We start from the raw sequence: 23,815 nt of genomic DNA on the forward strand, positions 1-23,815 counted from the left end.
GACCCGCCTTGTCCGACACCGCAGACGCCGCACAGCGCTATGCCATCGGGCGCAAGAATCCCAACCTGCCGTTCCATCCGGCGGTGCGGGCCGGCGACTTCATCTTCGTCTCCGGCCAGGTCGGCAAGGATGCCGAGGGCAACATGGTCCACGGCACCATCGAGGACGAGACGCGGGCGACGATCCAGACGATCCAGCGGGTGCTGGCGGAGGACGGCGCCACCCTGGCCGATGTCGTCCGGGTCACGACCTATCTCGAGGATGTCAGGGACTTCGGCCGCTACAACAAGGTCTTCGCCGAATACTTCAAGGATGCGGTGCTGGCCCGGACCACGGTCGAGGCCCGCGCCGTGATCAACACCAAGGTCGAGATGGACGCCATCGCCTATCGCCCGGTCAAGGGCTGAGGCGGGACAGGGAGACGAGGAATGATCAGACTGCTCGGCCGGCACACCTCCGGCAACGTCCAGAAGGTGCTGTGGCTGCTGGAAGAGCTCGGCATCGCCCATGAGCGCGAGGATTACGGCCGCCAGTTCGGCAACACCCAGACCGATGAATACCGGGCGCTGAATCCGAACGCCAAGGTGCCGACCCTGGTCGACGGCGACACCGTGATCTGGGAGTCGAACACCATCCTGCGCTACCTCGCGGCGCTGCACCGCCCGGCGCTGACCGGCGCTTCCCCGGCGGAGAAGACCGAGGTCGAACGCTGGATGGACTGGCTGCTGGCCAGCGTCAACACCCCCTATGTCGCCGTGTTCAAGGACGCCAAGAAGGCGCCGGAGGAGCGCGGCGCCGATTTCGCCGCCCAGGCGAAGGATCTCGCCGAGCTGCTGGCGATCGCCGACCGGCACCTGGCCGGGCGGGAGTGGTTCGCGCTGGGCCGGTTGACCATCGCCGACATCGCACTGGGCCCGGTCCTGAAACGCTGCCTGGGCTTCCCGATCGAACGGCCGGCCTGCGCCAACCTGGACCGCTGGATGGCGGCCCTCGACGCCCGGCCGGCGTTCCGGACGGCGACGGGGGGATGACCGGACCATGCCCGTGGCGAGACTGAAGGAGCCCGCGCCGCTGCCCGACGCCACCGCCCAGATCGCGGTCGAGGCGGTGTCGGTGACGTTCGATATCCTCGGCGTCCGGCAGCAGGTGCTGCGGGATGTGAGCCTGAGCGTGCCGCGGGGATCCTTCGTCTGCCTGATTGGGCCGTCCGGCTGCGGCAAGAGCACCCTGCTCAAGGTCCTGGCCGGGCTGGTGCGGCCGTCGGAGGGCCGGGTCCGGGTCGCCGGGCTGGCGCCGGAAGAGGCGGTGCGGCGCCGCATCATCGGCCTGGTGTTCCAGGACGCGAACCTGCTGCCGTGGAAGAACGCGCTCGACAATGCGGCGCTGCTGCGCGAGGTGGCGGACAAGACCCTGTCGCGGGCCGAGGTGCGGGACCGCGCCCGGGCCATGCTGAAGCTGGTCGGGCTGGAGGATGCCGCGGCCAAGCGGCCCAACCAGCTGTCCGGCGGGATGCGCCAGCGCGTCGCCATCGCCCGGGCGCTGACCCTGGAGCCCGACATCCTGCTGATGGACGAGCCCTTCGGCGCGCTGGACGCGATCACGCGGGAGGAGATGAGCCGGTCGCTGCTGGAGATCTGGGAGCGCACCGGCAAGACCATCGTGCTGGTCACCCATTCGATCGACGAGGCGGTGCTGCTGTCGCGCCATGTCCATGTCATGGGCGTCGGGCCGGGCCGGATCATCGACAGCATCGAGATCCCCCTGCCCTATCCGCGCGGCGAGGCGAGCTATGCCGATCCACGCTTTGCCGCGATGGAGAGCCGGCTGCGGTCCCTGCTGATCCAGAGTCATGCCACGCGGGGGAGATCATGAGCGACACCCGTCTCGCGTCCCGGCAGGGCCTGGCCGGCGGCTGGCTGCCTTCCGCCGTGCTGCTGGTGGCCGCCATCGCGGCCTGGGAGGCGGCGATCCGGATCTTCGACGTCTCCAGCTACATCCTGCCCACGCCCTCGGCGATCGGCGCGACGCTGCTGCGCGAGGCCGGGCCGCTGCTCGAGGCCACGCAGGTGACCGCGATCGAGATCCTGGTCGGCTTCCTGGTCGCGGCCGCCGTCGGCATCGCCCTGGCCATGGTCATCGCCCGCTTCCGGCTGTTCGGCCGGGCGCTGTATCCCCTGATCGTGCTGTTCCAGACGGTGCCGAAGGTGGCGCTGGCACCGATCTTCATCCTGTGGTTCGGCTACGATCTGGCGCCCAAGGTCGGCCTGATCCTGGTGATCGCCTTCTTCCCGGTGACGCTGTCGATGCTGGCCGGGCTGGAGGCGGCGGAGCCGGGCCTGCTGTCGCTGATGCGGTCGGTCGGCGCCAGCCGGACCACGATCCTGCTGCGCATCCAGATCCCCTACGCCCTGCCGCAGCTGATGGCCGGGCTGAAGATCGCGGTCACCTTCAGCGTCATCGGCGCCATCGTCGGCGAATTCGCCGGCGCCTCTGCCGGGCTGGGTTACCTGATCCAGTTCGCCTCGACCCAGCTCGACACCCCGATGGTGTTCGCGGCGCTGCTGGTCGTCTCGGTGGTCGGGGTCGTCTTCTACTACGCGATGGAAGTGCTGGAACGGCTGGTGGTGCCCTGGGCGCCGAAATTCGATCCGGCGCTGCAAGCCGCCTGAACCAACGAGACAATGCCGCGGGAGGCACGAGATGTTGAGGAGATCGGTCTGTAAGGCGCTGGCGGGGCTGACGACGGCGGCGATCCTGGCGGCCCCGGGCCTGGCCTCTGCCGCCGACCAGGTCAGCGTGCAGCTGGACTGGGTGGTGCGCGGCAACCACGCCATGTTCTTCGTGGCCAAGGAAAAGGGCTACTTCACCGAGAACGGGATCGAGGTCACCGAGATCCGCAAGGGCACGGGGTCGCCCGACGCCATGCGGCTGGTGGCCAACGGCAACGCCGAATTCGGCTTCGGCGACCTGCCCACCCTGGCGGTGGCCCGGTCGCAGAACGTGCCGGTGGTGGCGCTGGCGGCGGTCAACCAGCGCTCGCCCATCGGCATGATCGCCCTGGCCAAGACCCACCAGCTGAAGACACCTGCCGACATCAAGGGACTGAACATCGGCATCCACCCCGCCGGATCGACCTATATCTTCTACAAGTCCTTCCTGGCCGCCAACGGCCTGACCGAGGCCGACATGAAGATGAGCAGCGTGTCGCCGCCCTATGAAAGCTATCTCCTGCTCGGCCGGGTCGACGCGGTGCCCGGCTACATCGACGCGGAGGTGCCGGAGCTGGAGGCCAAGGCCGGCGGGCCCGGCTCGCTCAGCATCATCCTCGGCGCCGATTACGGCTATGATGTCTACGGCTCCGGCCTGTTCACCTCCGAGGCCATGATCAAGGACAAGCCGGACGTGGTGAAGCGCTTCGTCGCCGCCTATCTCAAGGCCTTCCAGTTCACCGCCGAGCATCCGAAGGAGGCCGCGGCGATCACCGCCAAGGCGGCGCCCGGCTATGCCGGCAAGGCGGATGTGCTGGCGGCGCAGCTGCAGGCCGACATCGACCACACCTTCGCCGACGCCGACACCAAGGCCAACGGCCTGGGCTGGATGACCAAGGACAAGTGGGCCAACACGATCAAGGTGCTGACCGACCAGGGCGCGCTGAAGGGCACGGTCGCGGCAGACGCCGCCTTCACCGACGCCTATCTGAAGCCCTGAGCGGCGGGGGACGAACGATGCCGGACGGAACGCTTACGGTCGCCGTGATCGGCCTCGGCACGATGGGGCCGGGGATCATTGCGACCCTCGCCCGCGGCGGCATGGCGGTGCGGGCGCACGACCTGTCGCCGGCCGCGGTCGAGCGCGCCCGCGCGGCGGTACCTCAGGCGGCCGCGGTCCTGGACCGGCTGGGCGTCGCCCCGCCGACGACCGGTGAGGGCGCCGTCAGCTTCCACGACGACCTGGCCGGGGCCGTCGCCGGCGCCGCGCTGGTGATCGAGAACGTGCCGGAGAAGGTCGAGGTCAAGGCCGCGGTCTACCGTGCGCTCGACCCGCTGCTGCCGGCCGGGACCATCGTCGCCTCCGACACCTCCGGCATCCCGATCACCACGCTGCAGGGTTTCCTGTCGCATCCGGAGCGGCTGGTCGGCATGCATTGGTCGAACCCGCCGCACATCATCCCGATGATCGAGGTGATCGCCGGCGAGAAGACCGCCCCGGCCACCGTGGCCTTCATCACCGATCTGGTCCGGTCGCTGAAGCTGCTGCCGGTGGTGGTGAAGAAGGACGTGCCCGGCTTCGTCGAGAACCGCATCCTCTATGCCCTGCTGCGCGAGGCGATCGACCTGGTCGATCAGGGGGTGATCGACGAGGAGGGGCTGGACACCTGCGTGTCCTGGGGCATCGGCTACAAGCTGAGCGTGGTCGGCCCGATGCGGCTGCTCGACATGGCCGGCCTCGACATCTACCAGTCGGTGGCGGGCTTCCTGAACGCCGAGCTGTCGGCGCGCCGCGACGTGGCGGGCTATGTCACCGAGCGGACCCGGGCCGGGAAGCTGGGGATCAAGAGCGGCGAGGGCATCTTCCCCTACACCCCCGACCAGATCGCGGCGCTGCAGGCCGAACGGGCCCGGCGCCTGGTCGCGGTGCGGCGGATCCTGGAAGGGCGCGACGGATGACTCAGCGGCAGACCAGCCGGTCCCCGGCCGGCGCGCACTCCACCGCGATCTCCGGCGCGGTTCCGGCCGGGCCGGCATGCCGGGGCAGGTCGACCAGGCTGCGGGTCGCCCAGCTGCGGCCGGCCACGCCACACCACAGCGCTTCGACCGGCAGCCGATCCTGCTTGTCGTTGAGCAGGTATACCGTGCCGCCGGCCGGATCGAACCAGAGCTGCGCGCCGACCGTGCCGCCCGGCCCGGCCTGCCCGAGGTCGACCGAGTACCAATGGGCGATGGCGGCGCCGCAGGCGATCCGGCCTTCGCCGCGGTTCGCCGCCCGGAATGTCCTCTCGACCAGCCCGTCCGGCCCATGCCCTGCGGCAAGCGCCGGCTGGACCGCAAGCACCAGCGCCACCAACGGAAGAACGCCAGAACGGAACCGCGCCATCGGGCCGACCTTTTCTTCGCGAGGAAATGATAGCCACAATAACCAATAAGGAATAATCTGCAATACCTTAAGTAAATAATAAAGAAAATACAGAACCTAAACAACAAGCAGGGAATTGAGACATGATGAAGACCGTGATGATCAAGGCCAGCCTCGGCGTGCTGATGCTGGCGCTGGCGTCGACCGCGAGCCTGGCCGGAGAGGTCAAGAGCATCGCCATCCTGACGCCGGAGCAGGGCACCGATTTCGGCTGGAACCAGCAGGGCGTCACCGCGGCCAAGGCCGCCGGCGAGAAGGCGGGGGTGAAGGTCACCGTGGCGGAAGGCCTGGGCTATGGCGACGTGCGGCCGACCATGCGCGAGCTGGCGGCCGACGGGGCCAGCCTGCTGATCGCCCATGCCAGCGGCTACAACACCTCGGCCCCCGAGATCGCGGCCGAGACCGGCGTGCCGGTGGCGATCGTCGACCGGCCGGACCTGCTGAAGCCGGGCCTGATCGCCGACTACACGCTGAGCGGCCATCAGGGCGCCTATCTCGCCGGCCGGCTGGCGGCGAAGATGACCCGGACCGGCACGGTCGGCATCGTCGTGTCGGGCGAACCGCCGTCGTGGAACTCGCAATCCGCCGCCTTCGCCCAGGGAGTCAAGGCGGAGAAGCCGGCGGTGAAGATCCGCTATGCCGTGATCGGCCCCGCCGCGTACAGCGATGCGGCGGGCGGCAAGCGGGTGACGGAATCGGTGATCGCGGCCGGCGCCGACATCGTCTTCGGCCAGGGCAACGGGTCGAGCTTCGGCATGATCCAGGCGGTCGAGACCAGCAAGGCGACCGATGGCGGCAAGGTCTATTTCATCGACGTGATCGGCGACAAGTCCAGCATCGACAAGGGAAATCTGCTGTCGTCGGTGGTCTGGGACATCACCCCGGTCTATGGGGCGATGATCGAGGACCTCAAGGCCGGCAGCTTCGGCACCAAGCACTATGCCATCGGGCTGGCCGACAATTCGGTCCAGCTGCTGAAGACCAAAGCCATTCCCGACGACGTCTGGACCCAGCTGCAGGCAATCCGCGCCGACATCGTCAGCGGCAAGATCAAGGTCGAGCCGGTCTGGGACGCGGCTGCGGTGCGGGCGCTGATGTCGGACGTGTCGGCGGCGGCGCAGTAGGTTCGCCAGGACAGTGGCGCCCCGCCGGGATGGCCCGGCGGGGCGCGGAGCGATGGACCCATGACCGCATCACCGCACCCGGAGGCCGGCGCGCCGATCATCGCGCTGCGCGGCATCACCAAGCGCTTCCCCGGCATCGTCGCCAACGACCAGGTCGACCTGGCGATCCGGCCCGGCGAGGTGCATGTGCTGCTGGGCGAGAACGGGGCCGGCAAATCGACCCTGATCGCGATGCTGTCCGGGCTGCTGCAGCCCGACGACGGCGCCATCCTGGTCGACGGGCGCGAGCAGGCGATCGCGTCGCCCCGCCGCGCCCTGGATCTCGGCATCGGCACGGTGTTCCAGCATGTCATGCTGGCCCCGACCCTGACCGTGGCGGACAATCTGGCCCTCGGCCTGCGCTGGTGGCAGCGGCCCGACCGCGCCCGGCTGGCTGCCGAGCTGACGCGCACGGCCGAAGCGCTGGGCCTGTCGATCGATCCGCAGGCCGTCACCGGCGAACTGTCGCTGGGCGAGCAGCAGCAGGTCGAGATCGTGCGCGCGCTGCTGCGCGGCAGCCGGGTGCTGATCCTGGACGAGGCCACCTCGATGCTGACGCCGAAAGGGGTGGAGGAGCTGGGCGCGCTGATGCGGCGGCTGGCCGGGCGCGGCATCGCCGTCGTCTTCATCACCCACAAGCTGAAGGAGGCGTTCGACTTCGGCGACCGCATCTCGATCCTGCGCCTCGGCCGCAAGGTCGGCGAGATCCCGCCCGAGCGGCTGCGGAGCCTCGGTGAGCACGAAGCGACCGCCGAGATCGTGCAGCTGATGTTCGGCGCCACCGCGACCGGCGAGCCGAAGGCCATCGACGGCACGAGGCGGCGCACCGCCCTGGCCGCCGCCCCGCTGCTGGTGGTCCGCGACCTCAGCGTGCCCGGCCAGGGCGCCGCCGATGTGGCCGACATCGCGCTGGAGGTGGCGCCGGGCGAGATCCTGGGCATCGCCGGGATCGACGGCAACGGCCAGAAGCAGCTGGCCGAGGCGCTGGCGGGGCAGCGGCCGGCCAGCGGCGGCACGGTGCTGCTGGACGGCCATCCGCTCGACCGGCTGGATGTCGGCGGCCGGCGGCGGCTGGGCCTGCGCTACGTCACCGACGACCGGCTGGGCGAAGGCACGGTCGGCGCCTTCCCGGTCAGCCTGAACCTGCTGCTGAAGCAGATCGGCGACGCCCCGTTCTGGTCGCGCGGGCTGGAACAGCCGGCGGCGATCGACCGCCATGCAACGGCCCTGGTCGCCGCCTTCGACGTGCGCACGCCGGGCATCCGGACGCCGGTCGGGCGGCTGTCCGGCGGCAACATCCAGAAGGTGCTGCTGGCGCGCGAGCTGTCGGGCACCGCGCGGGTGGTGATCTACAGCAAGCCGACCCATGGCCTGGACGTGCAGAACATCGTCGCCACGCGGCGCCGGATCCGCGACGCCGCCGATGCCGGGGTCGCCACCATCCTGATCTCGACCGACCTGGAGGAGCTGCTGGAACTCGCCGACCGGATCGCGGTGATGTCGGGTGGCCGCATCGCCGGCACCGTCGCCAATGACGACCGAGCCCGACGCCGGGTGGGCGAGCTGATGATCGGAACCGCGTCATGATGGCGGACACGGTGAACGACACCGCGCCGGCGCAGAAACCGCCCGCCGCCCCCGGCATGGCCGGCGCCGCGCTGCATTGGGCGCTGGTCACGCTGGGCCCGATCCTGGCGGCGCTGCTGCTGTCGGGCGGCGTGCTGCTGGCGGTGGGCGCCGACCCCCTGGCCTATTACGGGCTGGTGCTGCAGCGCGGCCTCTTGTCCTGGCTCGGGTTGCAGGAATCGCTGTCGCGGATGGCGCCGCTGCTGTTCCTGGCGGCCGGGCTGATCGTGGCCTTCCGGGCGGGCATCTGGAACCTCGGCATCGACGGCCAGTTCCTGCTGGCCGCCGTCATCGTCGCCGCGGCCGGGCCGGCCCTGGCCGGGATGCTGCCGGGCTGGGTCGCCCTGCCGCTGTGCCTGGTGCTGGCCGCGGCGGTCGGCGCGGCCTGGTCGCTGCTGCCGGCGCTGCTGCGGGCCTATCAGGGGGTGAACGAGATCATCACCACGCTGATGATGACCTTCCTCGGCACCTCCTTCGCCAATGTGCTGGTCAAGCTGGCCTTCCGCGACCCGGCGACGACGGTGCCGCAGACCCGGACCCTGGCGGTGGACGACCGCCTGCCGCGGCTGTTCGGCACCACGATCAGCGGCGGCCTGCTGCTCGGCATCGCCGCCGTGGTGCTGGTCCATCTGATGATGACCCGCACCGCCTTCGGGCTGAAGCTGCGGGTGGTCGGCGCCAACAGCCGCGCCGCGGTCCATGCCGGGCTGCCGTTGCCGCGGCTGACCGTCGCCGTCTTCGCCATCTCGGCCGGGCTGGCGGCGATGGCCGGGGCGGTCGACATCATCGGCGTGCAGGGCAATGTCCGCGCCGACTGGAACCCGGCCTACGGCCTGGCGGTGATCCCGCTGGTGTTCCTGGCCCGGTTCAACGGCTTCGCCAGCATCGCCTACGTCTTCCTGTTCTCGGTGCTGTCGATCGGCGGCGAGAGCGCGGCGCGGCGGCTGGGCGTGCCGCACTTCTTCACCCTGGTGGTGATGGCGATCCTGCTGATCCTGCTGGCGCTGGTCGAGCACATCGACCACCGGCGCCGCGACCGGATGAGGGCCTGAGCATGGACGGTCTCCTGACCCAGGCCTTCCTGACCTCGCTGGTGCTGGGCGCGATCACGGCCGGCGTGCCGCTGCTGCTGGCGGGCTTGGGCGAACAGATCTCGGAGAAGGCCGGGGTGCTGAATGTCGGCATCGAGGGCATGATGCTGGCCGGCGCCTATCTCGGCTTCCTCACCGCCTTCTCCAGCGGGTCGATCTGGCTCGGCTTCCTCGGCGGTGCCGGCGGCGGGCTGCTGGTCGCCGCGCTGATGGCGCTGCTGTGCGTCCGGCTCGGCCTCAACCAGATCGTCATCGGCATCGCCCTGACCCTGGGGGCCGAGGGGCTGACCGCCCTGCTCCACTTCTTCCAGTTCGCCCAGAGCTATCCGCGGCTCGACGGCGCGGCCACCCTGCCGATCCCGGGGCTGGCGGCGATCCCGGTGATCGGCCCGGCCCTGTTCGACCGGCACCCCGTGGTCTACCTCGCGGTCGGGCTCACCTTCCTCCTCGCCTGGGTGTTCCGGCGCACCGCGCTGGGGCTCGACCTGCAGGCGGCCGGCGACAAGCCGGCGGCGCTGGATGCCGCGGGGGTCGGCGTGATCGGCGTCCGCACCGCCGCAGTGCTGGCGACGGGCGCCCTGGCCGGCATCGGCGGGGCCTTCCTGGCCAATATCGGCGCCGGGCTGTTCATCCCGTTCATGACCAACGGCGCCGGCTTCATCGGCATCGTGCTGGCGATGTTGGCCCGAGGCAGGCCGGTCTGGGTGCTGCTGGGCGCCTTGCTGTTCGGCGCCTGCCTGTCGCTGACCACCGCGCTGCAGGTCGCTGGCGTCGACGTGCCGACCGACGTGATCCAGATGCTGCCCTTCGCCGCCGTCATGGCGGTGCTGGTGCTGTTCGGGCGGCGCGCCAGCCTGCCCGCGGCGCTGGGCCTGCCCTATGTCCGCGGTGCCCGCTGATGTCTTCCGGAGGAACCCTGCCATGACAGACACCAAGGTCTACCTGCTCGACGGCGGCTCGCTCGTCCTCGACGGCTACCACGTCTTCTGGAACCGCGGGCCCGGCGGCGAGATCCGCTTCCCGGTCTATTCCATCCTGGTCGAGCACGCCGAGGGCCGGTTCCTGATCGACAGCGGCTTCGACCACGACCACGTCATGAAGGTGCTGCCCTTCGAGAAGCCGCAGCAGACCAGGGAGCAGACCATCCCTGGTGCTCTCAAGCTGCTCGGGCTTGAACCGAGGGACGTCGGCACCGTCGTCAACTCGCACTTCCATTTTGACCATGTCGGCGGCAACAAGTACTTCCCGCACGCGAAGAAGCTGTGCCACCGCGACGAGATCGCCCAGGCGGCGACGCCCGAGCCCTTCGAGGTGCTGGGCTATTCCGACCTGAGCTTCTCGGCCGAGGCCGCCGCCGCCCGCGGCAAGGGCGACCAGCTGCTGGCCGGCACCACCGACGCCAATTCCCGCTTCGAGACCATCGAGGGCGATGTCGAGCTGGCCAGGGGCGTGCACCTGCTGTTCACCCCCGGCCACGCCATCGGCCATTACAGCCTGCTGGTCGAGTTCCAGACCCGGCGGCCGATCCTGTTCACGATCGATGCCGCCTACACCCAGAAGAGCCTGGAGACCCTGTGCCAGGCCTCGTTCCACATCGATCCGGTCGCGGGCGTGGCCTCGATGCGCCGCCTCGCCAGGCTGGCGGAGGAGCGGGAGGCGGAGCTGATGTTCTCGCACGACGCCCAGAACTTCGCCCATTACCAGACCGGCCCGAAATTCTACGGGTAGCTCTTTTCTTGTCATCCTCGGGCTTGACCCGAGGATCCAGGGGCAGCCGGAGCGGCTCTGTGTGGCCCCTGGATTGCCGGGTCAAGCCCGGCAATGACAGCAGGGAGTGAGCCTCCGAACAGGAGTTTCCCGATGTCTACGCCTACGTTGCGCGACCCCGTCTTCACCCTCACCTCCGGCCCGGTCGACGCCTATCCGGCGGTGCTGCGCGGGCTGTCCCGCACCATCCACTATGATTACGACCCGGTCTTCCTGGCTTTCTACGAACGGGTGAACGAAAAGGCGCAGGCGGCGATGCGCCTGTCGACCCCGCCCGTCATCCTGCATGGCGAGCCGGTGCTGGGGCTGGAAGCCGCGGCGGCATCGCTGATCGCCCGCGACGACGTCGTGCTCAACCTCGCCTCCGGCGTCTACGGCAAGGGCTTCGGCTTCTGGGCCAAGCGGCACTGCGCCGAGCTGGTCGAGATCGAGGTGCCGTACAACGAGACGATCGATCCGGACGCGGTTGCCGCGATGCTGAAGGCGCGGCCCGACATCCGCATCGTCTCGGTCTGCCACCACGACACGCCGTCCGGCACGATCAACCCGGTGGAGGCGATCGGCCGTATCGTGGCGGAACACGGCGGCTGGCTGATCGTCGACGCGGTCTCGTCCTTCGGCGGCATGGACGTGCATGCGGAGGACTGCCACGCCGACATCTTCGTCACCGGCCCGAACAAGTGCCTGGGCGGCGCGCCAGGCCTCAGCCTGCTCGGCGTCAGCGACCGCGCCTGGACCAAGATGAAGGCCAATCCCGACGCGCCGCGCGCCTCGATGCTGAGCATCCTGGACTGGGAGCAGGCCTGGCGGCGGGACCGGCCCTTCCCCTTCACCCCCTCGGTCGCCGAGATCAACGGCCTGGACGCGGCGCTGGACCAGTATCTGGCGGAGGGGCCGGAGGTGGTGTGGGCTCGCCATGCGCTGACCGCGCGGGCCTGCCGGGCGGGGCTGCAGGCGATGGGGCTGGCGCTGTGGCCGGCACGCGAGGAGATCGCCTCGCCGACCACCACCGCCGTGCGGGTGCCGGACGGCGTGGCGGACGCAGACCTGCGGCGAGCGGCGCGCGAGCGCTATGGCGTCAACTTCTCTTCCGGCCGCGGCGAGACGCTGGGGAAGCTGGTGCGGATCGGCCATATGGGGCCGACCGCCCAGCCGCTCTACGCCGTGGTGGCGATCAGCGCGCTGGGCGGGGCGCTGGGTGCGCTGGGCCACGCGGTCGATATCGGCCGTGGCGTGGCCGCTGCCATGGCCGCGATCGACGCCGCCGGCTGAACCATCAACCAAAACAAAAGGACCGGGGATATGGCTTCCAACCTTTCGGGCAAGGTCGCGATCGTGACCGGGGCGGCGCAAGGGATCGGCAGGGCGATCGCGGAGCGGCTGGCGGAGGACGGGGCCCGGATCGTGGTCGCCGACATCAAGGCGGACGGGGCGGCATCGGTCGCCGCCGGGCTGGGGCATGACAGCTTCGCGGTCGCCTGCGACGTCTCCGACCCCGCGGCGGTGACGGCGCTGCACGAGACGGTGGTGGCCCGGGCCGGCGGCGTCGACATCCTGGTCAACAACGCCGCCATCGTGCCGTTCATCGCCTGGGACGAGGTCGACCTGGCGCATTGGCAGAGGATCATGGCGGTCAACCTGACCGGCACCTTCCTGATGGCCCGGGCGTCGTCGGACCTGATGCGCCGCGACGCGCGACGCGGCCGCATCGTCAACATCTGCTCCAACACCATCTTCGCCGGCACGCCGAACATGGCGGCCTATGTCGCGGCCAAGGGCGGCGTGTTCGGCTTCACCCGGGCGCTGGCGACCGAGCTGGGCAAGCACGGCATCACCGTGAACGCGGTGACGCCGGGCCTGACCGCGTCGGACGGGGTCATGGCCAGCCCCCATGCCCAGGCCTTCGGCTTCGTCGAGATGCTGCAGGCCATTCCCGGCCAGGGCCAGCCGCGCGACATCGCCCCCGCGGTCGCCTTCCTCGCCTCCGACGAGGCGCATTGGATCACGGGCCAGACGCTGAACGTCGATGGCGGGATGGTGCGCTGGTAGACCCCAACGCCGCGCGTCCCGGTTGCACCCTGGATGGTCCGCGGATCATTCTCCCGACCAGGGCCGGGGTCAATGGCGGGCCATTGGCATTTCGATCGGACGGCCCCTCACAGTCTCGGGGATCGCCTCGCATGAGCGTGTCATGGGCCACATCGAGTCCGGAGGAGCTGCGGGCACATCACGCCCGCGATGCCGTGGAACAGGCCGGCCCGTTGCCTGACGACGTGCGGGAGACCGCGGTCGCGGAAGCCGGCGACTTCCGGGGCGGCCTCCTGTTCACCCCATCGGTCGGCGCTGCCGGTTCCGTGATCGTCTACTTCCATGGCGGCGGCTTCGTCGCGGGCAGCCCCCAGTCGCATCGCGGCGTCACGGCGTGGCTGGCGAAATTCAGCGGGATGCCCGCGCTGTCGGCCCGCTATCGCCTGGCGCCGGAGCATCCTTTCCCGGCCCAGCGCGAGGACGCGGTCGCCGCCTGCCACCTGGCCGTCGCGATGAGCGCCGCCCCCGACCGGACGAGGATCATTCTCGCCGGCGACAGCGCCGGTGCCTGTGTCGCCCTTTGGGGCCTTCGTGGCCTCCCGCCGGCCATGCGTGAGCGGGTTGCGGGGCTGTTGCTGCTGTATGGCGGATACGGGCAGGTCGCCAGCGACAGCATCGCGCGCCGCGGCACGGCTGAGAACGGCCTGGACCAGGAGACCTTGACCGTCATGTACAACCGGTTGGGCGACGCCGCCCTGCCCGGCGCAGACCCCATCTGGCCCCTGGCCTTCGCCCTAGATATCGCCGAGCCTGCCTATGTCCTGGCTGCCGAACTCGACGCGGTCCATGACGATTCGGTCCGGTTGTTTCGGGCCCTGCCGCATCATCCGGAAAGCGAGTTCCGGCTCGTGGCCGGGCGCGACCACGGTTTCCTCAAGCAGGCCGGGCGCGACCCCATCGCGTCGCGAGAGCTGGAGAGAGCTTCGGTGTGGATCCGCCGGCTCCCGTCGATCAGGAGCCAGATCGGAACGTACGCGCCGGCATGCGATTAGATGCTAAAGTCCGCATGAACTTATGAGAGGTGTTCATGAATGCCGCGGGAGAACCTGAACGACCTCCTCGCCTTCCTCGCGGTCGCGCGTGAGCGCAGCTTTACCAGGGCCGCGGCGCAGCTCGGGATATCCCAATCGGCGCTGAGCCACACCATCCGCGGGCTGGAGGAGCGGCTCGGCCTGCGGTTGCTGACCCGGACCACGCGTAGCGTCTCGCCGACCGAAGCCGGCGAACGCCTGCTCCGGACCGTCGGCCCGCGGCTCGAGGAGATCGATGCCGAGCTGGGCGCCCTGAGCGAACTGCGCGACAAGCCTGCCGGCACCGTCCGCATCACGGCGGGCGAGCATTCGGCCAACACCATCCTCTGGCCGGCGGTGGCGAAGCTGCTGCCGGAGTATCCGGACATCCGGGTCGAAATCATCGCCGACTACGGCCTGACCGACATCGTCGCGGAACGCTACGATGCCGGCGTCCGCCTCGGCGAACAGGTCGCGAAGGACATGATCGCGATGCGGATCGGCCCGGACATGTCCATGGCGGTCGTCGGGGCGCCCTCCTATCTCGCGCAGCGGCCGCCGCCACGGACGCCTCAGGAGCTGACGGCCCACAACTGCATCAACATCCGCCTTCCCACCTATGGCGGGCTGTACGCCTGGGAGTTCGAGAGAGATGGGCATGAGCTGAAGGTGCGGGTCGAAGGGCAGCTGGTGTTCAACACCATCGCCCTGCGGCTGAATTCGGTTCTGGCCGGGCTTGGCCTGGCCTATCTGCCCGAAGATCAGGTGCAGCCATACATCGCCGAGGGGCGGCTGATCCGCGTGCTGGCGGATTGGTGCCCGCCATTCCCGGGCTATCATCTGTACTATCCCAGCCGCCGGCAATGCCCGCCGGCCCTTTCCGTGCTGCTCCACGCGCTGCGCCACCGGGGCTGACGACGCGCCGGATTGATGAGCAGGGTCGATAGCGGACGACGGCCTCCAACCGCCCCGCGGTCGCGGCCCCGCAACATGACCCTCAGGCCGCAGGGCTGTGGAAGCGCATGGCCTTCACAGCCGTCCGCACCCGCTGCACCAAGTGACCGAGGCGGCCCAGATACAGGTAGACGATCGGCGTCGTGAACAGGGTCAGGATCTGGCTGACCGCCAGCCCGCCGACGATGGCGTAGCCGAGCGGCTGGCGGATCTCCGATCCCGTGCCGGTGCCGACCATCAGCGGAATGCCGCCGAGGATCGCGCACATGGTCGTCATCAGGATCGGCCGGAACCGGGACAGGCAGGCCTCGCGCACCGCCTCGACCGGCGACTTGCCCGCACGCTCCGCCGCCAGCGCGAAGTCGACCATCATGATGCCGTTCTTCTTGACGATGCCGATCAGCAGCACGATGCCGATGATGCCGATCACGTCGAGCGGCATCCCCGCCGCCTTCAGCGCCAGCAGCGCGCCGACGCCGGCCGACGGCAAGGTCGACAGGATCGTCACCGGGTGGACGGCGCTTTCGTACAGCATGCCGAGGATCAGGTAGACGGCGACCAGCGCGGCCGCGATCAGGGCCGGCTGCCCGGCCAGGGCGGTCTCGTAGGCATGCGCCGTACCCTGGAAGGCTCCCTGGACGCTGGCCGGCAGGTGAAGCGCCGCCACCGCGCGTTCGACATCGGTCGCCGCGGTCCCGATCGAGCTGTGCGGCGCCAGGTTGAAGGACACCGTGACCGACGGGAACTGGCTCTGATGGTTGACCACCAGCGGCGCCGTCGCCGGCGCCTGGTGCGCGATCTCGCTCAGCGGCACGGGCTGCCCGGCGGAGGAGCGCAGATAGACCGACTGCAGCGCATCCGGCCCCCGGCGGAAGGCCGGGTCGACCTCCAGGATCACGTAATACTGGTTGAGCGAAGTGAAGACCTTGGTGACGACCCGCTGGCCGAAGGCGTCGTACAGGGCGTTGTCGACATCCTGCGGGGCGATGCCGAGGCGCGAGGCCGCGTCCCGGTCGATCTGGATCGTGAACTGCAGGCCGGCACTCTCCTGGTCGCTGGTGACGTCCGCGACGCTGGGCAGCTGCGCCACCGCGGCGACCACCTTCGGCGCCCAGGACGCCAGTTCCTGCGCGTTCACATCGGTCAGCGTGTACTGGTACTGGGTCTTGGCCACGCGACCGCCGATCGTGATGTCCTGGGCGGCCTGCATGTAGAGGCGGATGCCGGTGACGGGCTGCAGCGCCTTGTCGAGCCGCGCGATCACCTGGTCGGCGGTGGCATTCGGGCCACGCTGCCCTTGCGGCTTCAGCGAGATGTACATGCGCCCCTGGTTCGGCGAGGGGTTGGTGCCACCGGGCCCGATATAGCTCGCGACCGAGCCGACTGCCGGATCCCGCAGCAGGACGTCGACGACCTGCTGCTGCTTCTCGGCCAGGGCCCCGGTGGACACGTCCTGTGCGGCTTCGGTGACGCCGGCGATCAGGCCGGTGTCCTGCTGCGGGAAGAAGCCCTTCGGGATCGTGACGAAGAGATACCCGGTCAACGCGACGGTCGCGATCATGACCATGAGGGTCAGACGCTGGTGCCGGAGCACGTGGGTCAGCGCCGCTTCATAGGCCCCGGCCAGGCGATCGAACCCGGCCTCCAGCAGCCGGTACAGCCGGCCGTGCCGCGCCGGGCCTTCGGCCTGCGCCTTGAGCAGGCGGGAGCAGAGCATCGGCGTCAGCGTCAGGGACACCAGGGCGGAGACGGCGATCGCGACGGCGACGGTGACCGCGAACTCCTGGAACAGCTTGCCGATGACGCCGCCCATCAGCAGCAGCGGGATGAACACCGCCACCAGCGAGACCGAGATCGACAGGATGGTGAAGCCGATCTGCCCGGCCCCATCCAGGGCCGCCTGCAGGGGTGTCTTGCCCTGCTCCAGGTGGTGGACGATGTTCTCGACCATCACGATCGCATCGTCGACCACGAAGCCGACGGCAACCGACAGTGCCATCAGCGACAGGTTGTCGAGCGAATAGCCGAACACGGCCATCACCGCGAAGGTGCCGACGATCGAGATCGGCACCGCGATGCCCGGGATGATCGTGGCCCAGAAATTCCTGAGGAAGAGCAGGATGGTCATGACCACCAGGCCGATGGTCAGGACCAGGGTGAACTGCACGTCGGCGACCGAGGCGCGAATGGTGGTGGTGCGGTCGGAGACCACGGAGATTTTGATCGCCGGCGGCAGCGACGCCTCGAGCTGCGGCAGCTCGCGCCGGATGCTGTCGACGGTCTGGATCACATTGGCGCCCGGCAGGCGCTGGACCGCCAGGATGATGCCGCGGTCGCGGCCATACCAGGCCGCCAGCTGGTCGTTGGCCGGGCCGATCTCGGCATGGCCGATGTCGCTGACCCGGATCGGCGCGCCGTTCTTGTAGCCGATGATGGCCTGGTTGTAGCTGGCGAGCGTGGTCAGCTGGTCGTTGGTCTGCAGCGCATAGGCCTGCTGCTTGCCTTCGAGCGTGCCCTTGGGGTCGTCGACCGTGATCGATGACAGGGCGGTGCGGATGTTCTCCAGCGTCAGGCCCTGGGCCGCGAGCTGCTGGGGGTTCACCTCGACCCGCATGGCCGGCTGCTGCTGGCCGCCGATGCTCACCAGCCCGACACCCGGCACCTGCGACAGCTTCTGCGCGAGGATGCTTTCGGCATAGTCGTCGACCGTCGTCAGCGGCAGGGTGTCGGAGGTCAGGGCCAGGATCAGGATCGGCGTGTCGGCCGGATTGGTCTTCCGGTAGGTCGGCGGCGTCGGCATGGTCTTCGGCAGGTCGCCGCCGGCCGCATTGATCGCCGCCTGCACGTCTCCGGCTGCGGAGTCCACGGTGCGCGAGGGGTCGAACTGCAGCGTCACCTGGGTGAAGCCCAGGGCGCTGGCGGAGGTCATCTGCGACAGGCCGGGGATCTCGCCGAACTGGCGCTCCAGCGGCGTGGCCACCGAGGAAGCCATGGTCTCGGGGTCGGCCCCGGGCAGCTGCGCCGTGACCTGGATCGTCGGCAGGTCGACCGACGGCAGGGCCGCGACCGGCAGGGAGCGGTAGGCGACGATGCCGACCAGCACGACGCCGATCATCAGCATCAGCGTGGCGATCGGCCGCCGGATGAACGGGCCGGACAGGCCACCGTTGGACGCGGTGTTCTGGCTCATGGCTGGATCCCCAGTGTGTCGGTCTGCGCGTTCATCAGCGGCGAATCCGTGGTGTCGGCCGGACTGCGCGCGGACACCTTGTCCCCCGGTCGCAGGCCATACTGCCCGTCGCTGACCACGGTCTCGCCCGCCGTCAGGCCGGAGGTGACGAGCGCGGTTCCGCGCACCGTCTGGGCCACCTGGATCGGCTGCGGCGCCACCGTCGCGTCGGGCCGCACCACCCAGGCGAAGACCCCGTTTGGCCCGCGCTGTACCACGGCGGCGGGCACGGTCAGACCATCCTGCTGCACCTTCAGGACCAGCCGGGCCTGGACGAACTCGCCCGGCCACAGCAGCTTCTGCGGGTTCGGAAAATCCGCGCGCAACGTGATCGTGCCGCTGGCCGCGTCCACGGTGTTGTCGAGGGTCTCGAGCCTGCCGGTGTCGAGCCTGGTCGCGCCGTCCTGCGACCAGGCCTCGACCGTCAGCCCGGCCGCACCAGCGCTCGCCATCTGCCGCTGGATGTCGGGCAACGCCGCCTGCGGCAGCGTGAACAGGACGGCGATCGGCTGGATCTGGGCGATGGTCACCAGACCGCTCGCGTCGGTCGGGTGGACGACATTGCCCTCGTCGACCAGGCGGAACCCGGTGACGCCGCCGATCGGCGCCGTGATCTGGGTGTAGCCGAGCTCGACCTGGTCCTGGTCGATGACCGCCTGGTCGCCTTTGATCGAGGCCTGGAGCTGGTCGATCATCGCCTGCTGGGTGTCGACCTGCTGGTCGGTCGCAAAGCCCGAATGCTCCAGTGGCTTGTAGCGCGCGAGATTGGCGGACGCGTTGGCGAGGTGCGCCTGGTCGCGGGCCAGGGTGGCCTGGTCCTGCTCGAGCTTGGCCTGGTAGATCCGGGGGTCGATCGTGACCAGCAGGTCGCCCTTCTGCACCGTCTGCCCCTGGTCGTAGGCGATCCGCTGGATCTGGCCCTCGACCTGGGTGCGGACGGTGACCGTGTTGAAGGCCTGGACCCGGCCGAGGCCGTCCAGCTCGATCGGCACGTCCTGCTTCGCCACGGTCGCCTCGGCGACGGGCGCGGGCGACACGACCGGAACCGGCACCGCGGTGGAGGCGGAGCCGAAGACGTCGGTGCCGAGGACGAGGAGGGAGCCGGAGAGTCCGGCCACCACCCCCAAGGCGGCGAGAAGCAGGTTGCGGCGCATGGTCGACCTCGCTCTGTTCAGGCTGGAATGGTGAATTCCAAAGCCTTCAAAGGTTAAGGTCGAAGCGGCAGCTCGCTCCATTGCACATCGGGACGTCGACGCCCTGCGTTCGTCGGGAGGGACCTATACCTTAGTCTTGAAGCACGAAGGCACGGCGTCAGGCGTCGAGCCAATGGCGGATGCCGTCCAGCGATCGGAACGCCGTGACGCTGCGGACGGCGATGCCCGGCATCGCGTCGGCGGCCATCCTCGCCAGGGCGTCGCCGGGGCCCAGTTCGAGCGCACGCTGCGGACGGGCGGCGCGGCAGGCGTCCATGCAGGCCGCCCAGTCGACCGTCTGCCGGATCTGCAAGGCGAGCTTCTGCAGGCCCTCCGGCAGGTGCAGGACGGGCGCGCCGTCGACGCCGCTGATCAGTCGCACCCCCGTTGGCGGGCGCGTCCCGGCGACCCGCTGGCGAAGCAGCTCTCCGAACCGCTCGCTGGCTTCGCGGAGGAACGGCGTATGCGACGCGACCGACACGGGCAGCATGACGGTGCGGCTCGCCCCCCGCTGCTCGGCCTGCGCCAAGGCCGGCTGCAGATCGGCGACCGCGCCGCCGAGGAGGACATGCAGGGGCCCGTTGACGATGGCGATGTGGAGATCATGCGCCCGGCAGATCGCTTCGATCTCCGCGCGCGGCAGGCCCAGCACCGCGCCGAGCCCCGATGCGGTGCGCGAAGCCTCGTCCATCAGCACGGCCCGCCTGGCGGTCAGATCCAGGACGGTCTCCGCATCGATGACGCCGGCAATGCCCCATGCGGCCAGTTCGCCGGCGCTGTAGCCCGCAGCGGTGACGGGGCGGGGCGAGGTCGGCCCCAGCACCGCCCAGTAGGCCAGCGCCTGGGTGCAGCAGAGGATCTGGGCCACCCTGTTGGCGTGAAGCTCGCCTTCGCTCGCCTGATGGACCAGATCCCTCGGATCCCGGCCGTCGAGCACGCGTCGGGCGGCCGCGAAGACAGGCGCCGCCTCGGGCGCCTCGCCGACCAGGTCGAACATGCCCGCAGCCTGGCCGCCCTGCCCGGAGCAGAGGATGGCGACGCCGGTCACAGCCCGCTCTCGACCCGATCGAGGAAGATCGTGGCCGCGAGCAGATCCGCGCATCCGCCGGGGCTGAGACGCCGCCGGACGAAGGCCTGGTGGATCGCCACCGCACGATCCTCCCAATCGCCCTGCCCCACCCCTCCATCTTCCAGGAACTGCCGTGCCACGCGTTGCGCGTCCTGCAGCCCCGCGGCGCCGCCGCGATGAAGCAGGTTCGTATCCTCCACCTCGGCCATCAGGGCGAAGAAGGCCTGGACGCGGGCGGCGCCCTCGTCATGGGCGAGCGCGCGTCCCTGGCGGAGGGCCGGCAGCCCGATCTCCCGCACCTGCGGGAAGCCGGCTGCGGCTTCCGCGCGGGCGCCCCCCGCCCCGAACCGGCGCAGGACGTCGCTGCCGTGGCTGCGGAGGGGAATCGGACCGCGTAGGATCGCGCCGCCCCAGCGCCGGGTGACGATGCCCGCCAGCTGCGCGGCGGACGGGCGTGCCGGGGTGGCTGGGGTCAGAGGGCTCTCCACCGAGGCCGCTCCGGCTGCCGCGCAGAGCAGCCCCAGGCCGAAGATCGCACCCCGGTGGGTGTTCACGCCGCCGGTGGCGGCGAGCATGGCGTCCTCGGCCTCCCGGCCGATCTGCCGAAGCCGCTCCATGTCGCCACCCGCCGAACCCGCCATCGCCAGGCGGGCATAGAAGGGGCGGATCGCCGCGGCGCTGCGCCGGAAGGTGGTGTGGTCCATATCGTCATGGCTGCCGCGATCGACATGGCTCACCAGGCCGGGCTTCGGCCATGTCTCCAGTTCGGCCACGAGGGCCGCGGCGGCCACGTCGCCCAGCCGTTCGGCGATCGCGACGGGCAGGCCGGGCCGCGGAAGCGCGAGGCCGGCGTCCAGCGCCGGACGGCTCACGCGAAGAGGGTGCGCACGCATCGGATGTCCGCTCCGTCCATGGATTTGATGAGTACGACCCCGTCGGGTCGGCGGAACTCCTGCCGAAGCTCCCGCCAGTTCACCCCGCTGCCGGCCGTGAGGAGGATCTCGCCGTCGAGCCGGACCGGGCCCGCGCTGTCCAGCCGGTCGAGGGTGTCGAGAAGATCGGGCAGGATTTCCGCCGTCGGCCTGGGCCAGATCAGGTCGATGTCCGATCCCGGCCGCAGGTAGGGCAGGCCGGTCAGGCGTTGCCACAGCAGAGCGCCGAACAGGACCGGCCGCAGCGCCAGCCGCTCGCCGAGGGCGACCAGCCCCTCCACCTGCGGCCGCCAGGCCGGCGGGACGGAGGCCGCCGCTGTGCTCAGCGGGACGGCAGCAACAGTCTCAGTCACGAATTCGGCGGGGATGGACAGGGCGAGGCGAAGCTTGCCGTGTGCCGGCGGCAGGGGCAGGCCGACGGCGACGCCATCCCCGCTGTCGCCGGCAGCCCGGCGACGCACGATCACCGGCCAGCCACGCTCCGCCCAGCCGGCGACGAGCCGGCGCGGCCCGACCTCCAAGGCATCGAAGCCGGGCGATGCGGCCAGGACTGCGGGCCACCCGCCCGGCGTCACGCGCAGCAGATCATGACGCTGCAGCATGATGGCCCTCGACGATCTGCGCCGCCACGCGCCGGGCCAAGTCCGACGCCAGGCGCCGGCCGTCGCGCGCGGCGCCGAGCACATCCCTGGCGTCATGGCCGGAACTGCCCGCCAAGGCCGCTTCGAGCTGGGCGCCGAGTGGCTGGCCCGGGTCCCAGGTGGCCGCGATGGCGCCGACCTTGCTCATGGCGGCGAGGCCGGGCGCGAAGACGGGGGTCGTCTGCGACAGCGCTTTGAGCTTGTCTTCGGGCAGCTTGGTGACGCGCGCCATCGACGGCAGGTCCATGACCGCAGGCTCCGCCCCCGGCAGCGCGACCAGGATGTCCGTCGCCAGCCCGGTGGCGAGGAAGGCGCCGGCGGCCGCCTTGCCGTAGTTCAGCCCGACCGTGCGATGCCCTTCCCGACTGGCCAGCAGCAGGCATTTGGCGAGATGGGCGAGATATTCGTTGAGGCCGAGCATCTCGTCGCGGCGGGCCATGCGCTGGCTGCGCGTGTCCACCATCACCAGGATCGGCGTGTCGCCGCCGGCCGCGATCACCCGCAGCACCCGTTCGGCCAGGGGCAGGACGCCGTCGATCCCGAGCGGTTCTCCGTCGGCGATGCCGATCACTTCGACCGCGCGACCGTTCCCGAGCCGGCCGATCCCCATGATCAGCTTGTCGGGGCGCACGACCACGTCGTGCCCGGCGGGGAACAGCCCCGCCAAGATCTCATCGACCGTCATGATCCAGTCCTTTCACCTTTGCGGCGAGCGCGATGAACGCCTCGTCGTCCATGTCCCGCACGGCCTCCGGATCTGCGATGCCGAGGATGGTCCACATCTCGGTGGCGCTGCTGCAGCCGCCGAGCTGGGACTGCCGCGACGCGAGCCGCTCCTGCTCGGCCTGCAGCGTCCGCAGGTCGAACGCCGGCACCCGTTCGAGCAGGAAGAGAGCGGCGTCGCGGAAGCCGGCCATCGTGTCCTGGGCATAGGTGTCGGCGCCCCCGATCAGGCGGCGGGTCCGGCCGCCGGTGACGCTCCAGACCAGGGCCTTGTCCTTGGAGTCGAACTCCTCGACGCCCTGGTTGGTCTCGATCACCTCGGGGCCGGTGACGCCGAGCCGTCCCTGCTCCGAGATCGCAATCCGGGAGCAGGTGGCGGCGGTGAGGCCGGCTCCGCCGAAGGCCCCGGAGCGCCCGCCGACCAGGGCGACGACCGCGACGCCGGCGCTGCGGGCCTCGGCGATCGCGCGCATCACCTCCGCGACGGCGAGCTCACCGGCATTGGCCTCCTGCAGCCGCACGCCGCCGCTGTCGAGCAGCAGCAGGACGGGGAGATCGGCGCGGTCGCGTGCCGCCCGAAGCAGGCCGACGAGCTTCGCCCCGCTCACCTCGGCGAAGGTGCCGCCCATGAACTGCCCTTCCTGCGCGGCGACCAGCACCTCCCGGCCATCGAGGCGCCCGCGCCCGATGATCATGCCGTCGTCGAACGCCGCGGGAAGGTCGAACGGCGCCAGATGAGGGCTCTGCACGCGGTCCGAAGGCGGGAGGATCTCGGTGAAGCTGTCCGGATCGAGCAGGCCGGCGAGGCGCTCGCGGGCGGAGGCCAGGAACCAGCTCGCGGAGTCGCGGCTGGCGGACCGGCGGGTCGCAATGTCGGTCATCGTGCCGCCTCCATCATCCTGACGCCCTGCATCAGCCGCAGCGCGACCGTGTCCGGCCGGGCCCCGCCGTCGTTGATCGAGATGCGCAGCCCGCCCGGGGAGGCGCGCTCCACGAAGTCGGCGACGACCGCCTGCCAGACCTCGTCGTAGCCGCGCACGGGGGTGGCGATCTCGACCGAGCACTCGGTTTCCGGCAGCGTGCGTTCGAGCAGCACTTCGAGATTGCCGGACGCGACGACGCCGACGATGGCGCTCCGGGCGTGCCCCTCAGCCGGCCGGCCGGGGGCGTATTGAAGCTTGATGATCACCATGGCA

24 protein-coding genes are annotated in these 23,815 nt (G+C 70.3%); 15 read left to right on the forward strand and 9 right to left on the reverse strand.

Annotated elements, in window-relative coordinates; all coding sequences use genetic code 11:
• The first annotated feature begins 8 nt into the window (after positions 1–8).
• From AB4112_RS02990 to fhmpcd1, 6 genes are read left to right on the forward strand one after another with little or no spacing between them, the layout of a single operon-like run.
• On the forward strand, positions 9–407 hold the full coding sequence (locus AB4112_RS02990; protein ID WP_309795456.1) for a RidA family protein: 399 nt from the start codon (positions 9–11) through the stop codon (positions 405–407).
• A 21-nt stretch (positions 408–428) separates the two neighbouring features.
• The gene (locus AB4112_RS02995) at positions 429–1,031 is read left to right on the forward strand and encodes a glutathione S-transferase family protein (RefSeq protein WP_441717015.1); all 603 of its coding nucleotides are present in this window, start codon (positions 429–431) and stop codon (positions 1,029–1,031) included.
• A gap of 7 nt (positions 1,032–1,038) precedes the next feature.
• Positions 1,039–1,872 (forward strand): ABC transporter ATP-binding protein, encoded by an 834-nt coding sequence (locus AB4112_RS03000; protein WP_309795453.1) that lies wholly within the window; start codon positions 1,039–1,041, stop codon positions 1,870–1,872.
• Positions 1,869–2,669: an ABC transporter permease gene (locus AB4112_RS03005; RefSeq protein WP_309795451.1), complete on the forward strand. Its 801-nt coding sequence runs from the start codon at positions 1,869–1,871 to the stop codon at positions 2,667–2,669. The genes AB4112_RS03000 and AB4112_RS03005 overlap by 4 nt, the downstream gene beginning before the upstream one ends.
• A 31-nt stretch (positions 2,670–2,700) precedes the next feature.
• Entirely contained in the window at positions 2,701–3,708 is a 1,008-nt protein-coding gene (locus AB4112_RS03010; RefSeq protein WP_441717016.1) for an ABC transporter substrate-binding protein, read from the forward strand.
• 17 nt (positions 3,709–3,725) lie between these two features.
• On the forward strand, positions 3,726–4,667 hold the full coding sequence (gene fhmpcd1, locus AB4112_RS03015; protein WP_441717017.1) for a 5-formyl-3-hydroxy-2-methylpyridine 4-carboxylate 5-dehydrogenase: 942 nt from the start codon (positions 3,726–3,728) through the stop codon (positions 4,665–4,667).
• A 1-nt stretch (position 4,668) separates the two neighbouring features.
• Here fhmpcd1 and AB4112_RS03020 read toward each other — a convergent pair whose 3' ends face one another.
• Complete coding sequence (locus AB4112_RS03020) at positions 4,669–5,052, reverse strand: hypothetical protein (protein ID WP_441717018.1); 384 nt, start codon at positions 5,050–5,052, stop codon at positions 4,669–4,671.
• Positions 5,053–5,216: 164 nt separating this feature from the next.
• On the opposite strand from AB4112_RS03020, the gene AB4112_RS03025 reads away from it, so the two are divergent.
• The 9 genes from AB4112_RS03025 (at position 5,217) to AB4112_RS03065 (ending at position 14,793) form a co-directional block, all read left to right on the forward strand.
• Positions 5,217–6,257: a putative B6 ABC transporter substrate-binding protein gene (locus tag AB4112_RS03025; RefSeq protein WP_441717019.1), complete on the forward strand. Its 1,041-nt coding sequence runs from the start codon at positions 5,217–5,219 to the stop codon at positions 6,255–6,257.
• 60 nt (positions 6,258–6,317) lie between these two features.
• Complete coding sequence (locus tag AB4112_RS03030; protein WP_441717020.1) at positions 6,318–7,883, forward strand: putative B6 ABC transporter ATP-binding protein; 1,566 nt, start codon at positions 6,318–6,320, stop codon at positions 7,881–7,883.
• Entirely contained in the window at positions 7,880–8,974 is a 1,095-nt protein-coding gene (locus AB4112_RS03035; protein WP_441717021.1) for a putative B6 ABC transporter permease subunit 2, read from the forward strand. Before AB4112_RS03030 ends, AB4112_RS03035 begins: the two co-directional genes overlap by 4 nt.
• A 2-nt stretch (positions 8,975–8,976) precedes the next feature.
• On the forward strand, positions 8,977–9,912 hold the full coding sequence (locus tag AB4112_RS03040; protein WP_441717022.1) for a putative B6 ABC transporter permease subunit 1: 936 nt from the start codon (positions 8,977–8,979) through the stop codon (positions 9,910–9,912).
• Positions 9,913–9,934: 22 nt separating this feature from the next.
• Complete coding sequence (pldA, locus tag AB4112_RS03045; protein WP_441717023.1) at positions 9,935–10,741, forward strand: 4-pyridoxolactonase; 807 nt, start codon at positions 9,935–9,937, stop codon at positions 10,739–10,741.
• Positions 10,742–10,873: 132 nt separating this feature from the next.
• Positions 10,874–12,052 carry a pyridoxamine--pyruvate transaminase gene (ppaT, locus tag AB4112_RS03050; protein ID WP_441717024.1) on the forward strand — a complete coding sequence of 393 codons (1,179 nt, stop codon included), beginning with the start codon at positions 10,874–10,876 and terminating at the stop codon, positions 12,050–12,052.
• Positions 12,053–12,082: 30 nt separating this feature from the next.
• Positions 12,083–12,829, forward strand: a complete 747-nt coding sequence (pldH, locus tag AB4112_RS03055; protein WP_441717025.1) for a pyridoxal 4-dehydrogenase, SDR-type — start codon at positions 12,083–12,085, stop codon at positions 12,827–12,829.
• A 131-nt stretch (positions 12,830–12,960) separates the two neighbouring features.
• Positions 12,961–13,860, forward strand: a complete 900-nt coding sequence (locus tag AB4112_RS03060; RefSeq protein ID WP_441717026.1) for an alpha/beta hydrolase — start codon at positions 12,961–12,963, stop codon at positions 13,858–13,860.
• Positions 13,861–13,899: 39 nt separating this feature from the next.
• On the forward strand, positions 13,900–14,793 hold the full coding sequence (locus AB4112_RS03065; protein WP_309795427.1) for a LysR family transcriptional regulator: 894 nt from the start codon (positions 13,900–13,902) through the stop codon (positions 14,791–14,793).
• 82 nt (positions 14,794–14,875) lie between these two features.
• Here the strand turns inward: AB4112_RS03065 and AB4112_RS03070 are convergent, their stop codons facing one another.
• The 8 genes from AB4112_RS03070 to mdcC all read right to left on the reverse strand — a co-directional run bounded on the left by AB4112_RS03070 (position 14,876) and on the right by mdcC (position 23,811).
• A complete protein-coding gene (locus tag AB4112_RS03070) occupies positions 14,876–18,022 on the reverse strand; it encodes an efflux RND transporter permease subunit (RefSeq protein ID WP_309795425.1) in 3,147 nt (1,048 codons plus the stop codon).
• Positions 18,019–19,215, reverse strand: coding sequence for an efflux RND transporter periplasmic adaptor subunit (locus AB4112_RS03075; protein WP_441717027.1), 1,197 nt, complete (start codon positions 19,213–19,215; stop codon positions 18,019–18,021). Before AB4112_RS03075 ends, AB4112_RS03070 begins: the two co-directional genes overlap by 4 nt.
• Before the next feature lie 157 nt (positions 19,216–19,372).
• Entirely contained in the window at positions 19,373–20,302 is a 930-nt protein-coding gene (locus AB4112_RS03080; protein WP_441717028.1) for an ACP S-malonyltransferase, read from the reverse strand.
• On the reverse strand, positions 20,299–21,216 hold the full coding sequence (gene mdcB, locus AB4112_RS03085) for a triphosphoribosyl-dephospho-CoA synthase MdcB (RefSeq protein WP_441717029.1): 918 nt from the start codon (positions 21,214–21,216) through the stop codon (positions 20,299–20,301). The genes AB4112_RS03080 and mdcB overlap by 4 nt, the downstream gene beginning before the upstream one ends.
• On the reverse strand, positions 21,192–21,857 hold the full coding sequence (gene mdcG / locus AB4112_RS03090) for a malonate decarboxylase holo-[acyl-carrier-protein] synthase (RefSeq protein WP_441717030.1): 666 nt from the start codon (positions 21,855–21,857) through the stop codon (positions 21,192–21,194). Before mdcG ends, mdcB begins: the two co-directional genes overlap by 25 nt.
• Complete coding sequence (locus AB4112_RS03095; RefSeq protein ID WP_441717031.1) at positions 21,841–22,581, reverse strand: biotin-independent malonate decarboxylase subunit gamma; 741 nt, start codon at positions 22,579–22,581, stop codon at positions 21,841–21,843. The genes mdcG and AB4112_RS03095 overlap by 17 nt, the downstream gene beginning before the upstream one ends.
• Positions 22,568–23,500 (reverse strand): biotin-independent malonate decarboxylase subunit beta, encoded by a 933-nt coding sequence (locus AB4112_RS03100; RefSeq protein WP_441717032.1) that lies wholly within the window; start codon positions 23,498–23,500, stop codon positions 22,568–22,570. Before AB4112_RS03100 ends, AB4112_RS03095 begins: the two co-directional genes overlap by 14 nt.
• Entirely contained in the window at positions 23,497–23,811 is a 315-nt protein-coding gene (gene mdcC, locus AB4112_RS03105) for a malonate decarboxylase acyl carrier protein (RefSeq protein ID WP_441717033.1), read from the reverse strand. The genes AB4112_RS03100 and mdcC overlap by 4 nt, the downstream gene beginning before the upstream one ends.
• Between the last annotated feature and the right edge of the window lie 4 nt (positions 23,812–23,815).

The organism is Inquilinus sp. 2KB_23 (assembly GCF_052115705.1).
Taxonomy (GTDB): Bacteria; Pseudomonadota; Alphaproteobacteria; order DSM-16000; family Inquilinaceae; genus Inquilinus; species Inquilinus ginsengisoli_A.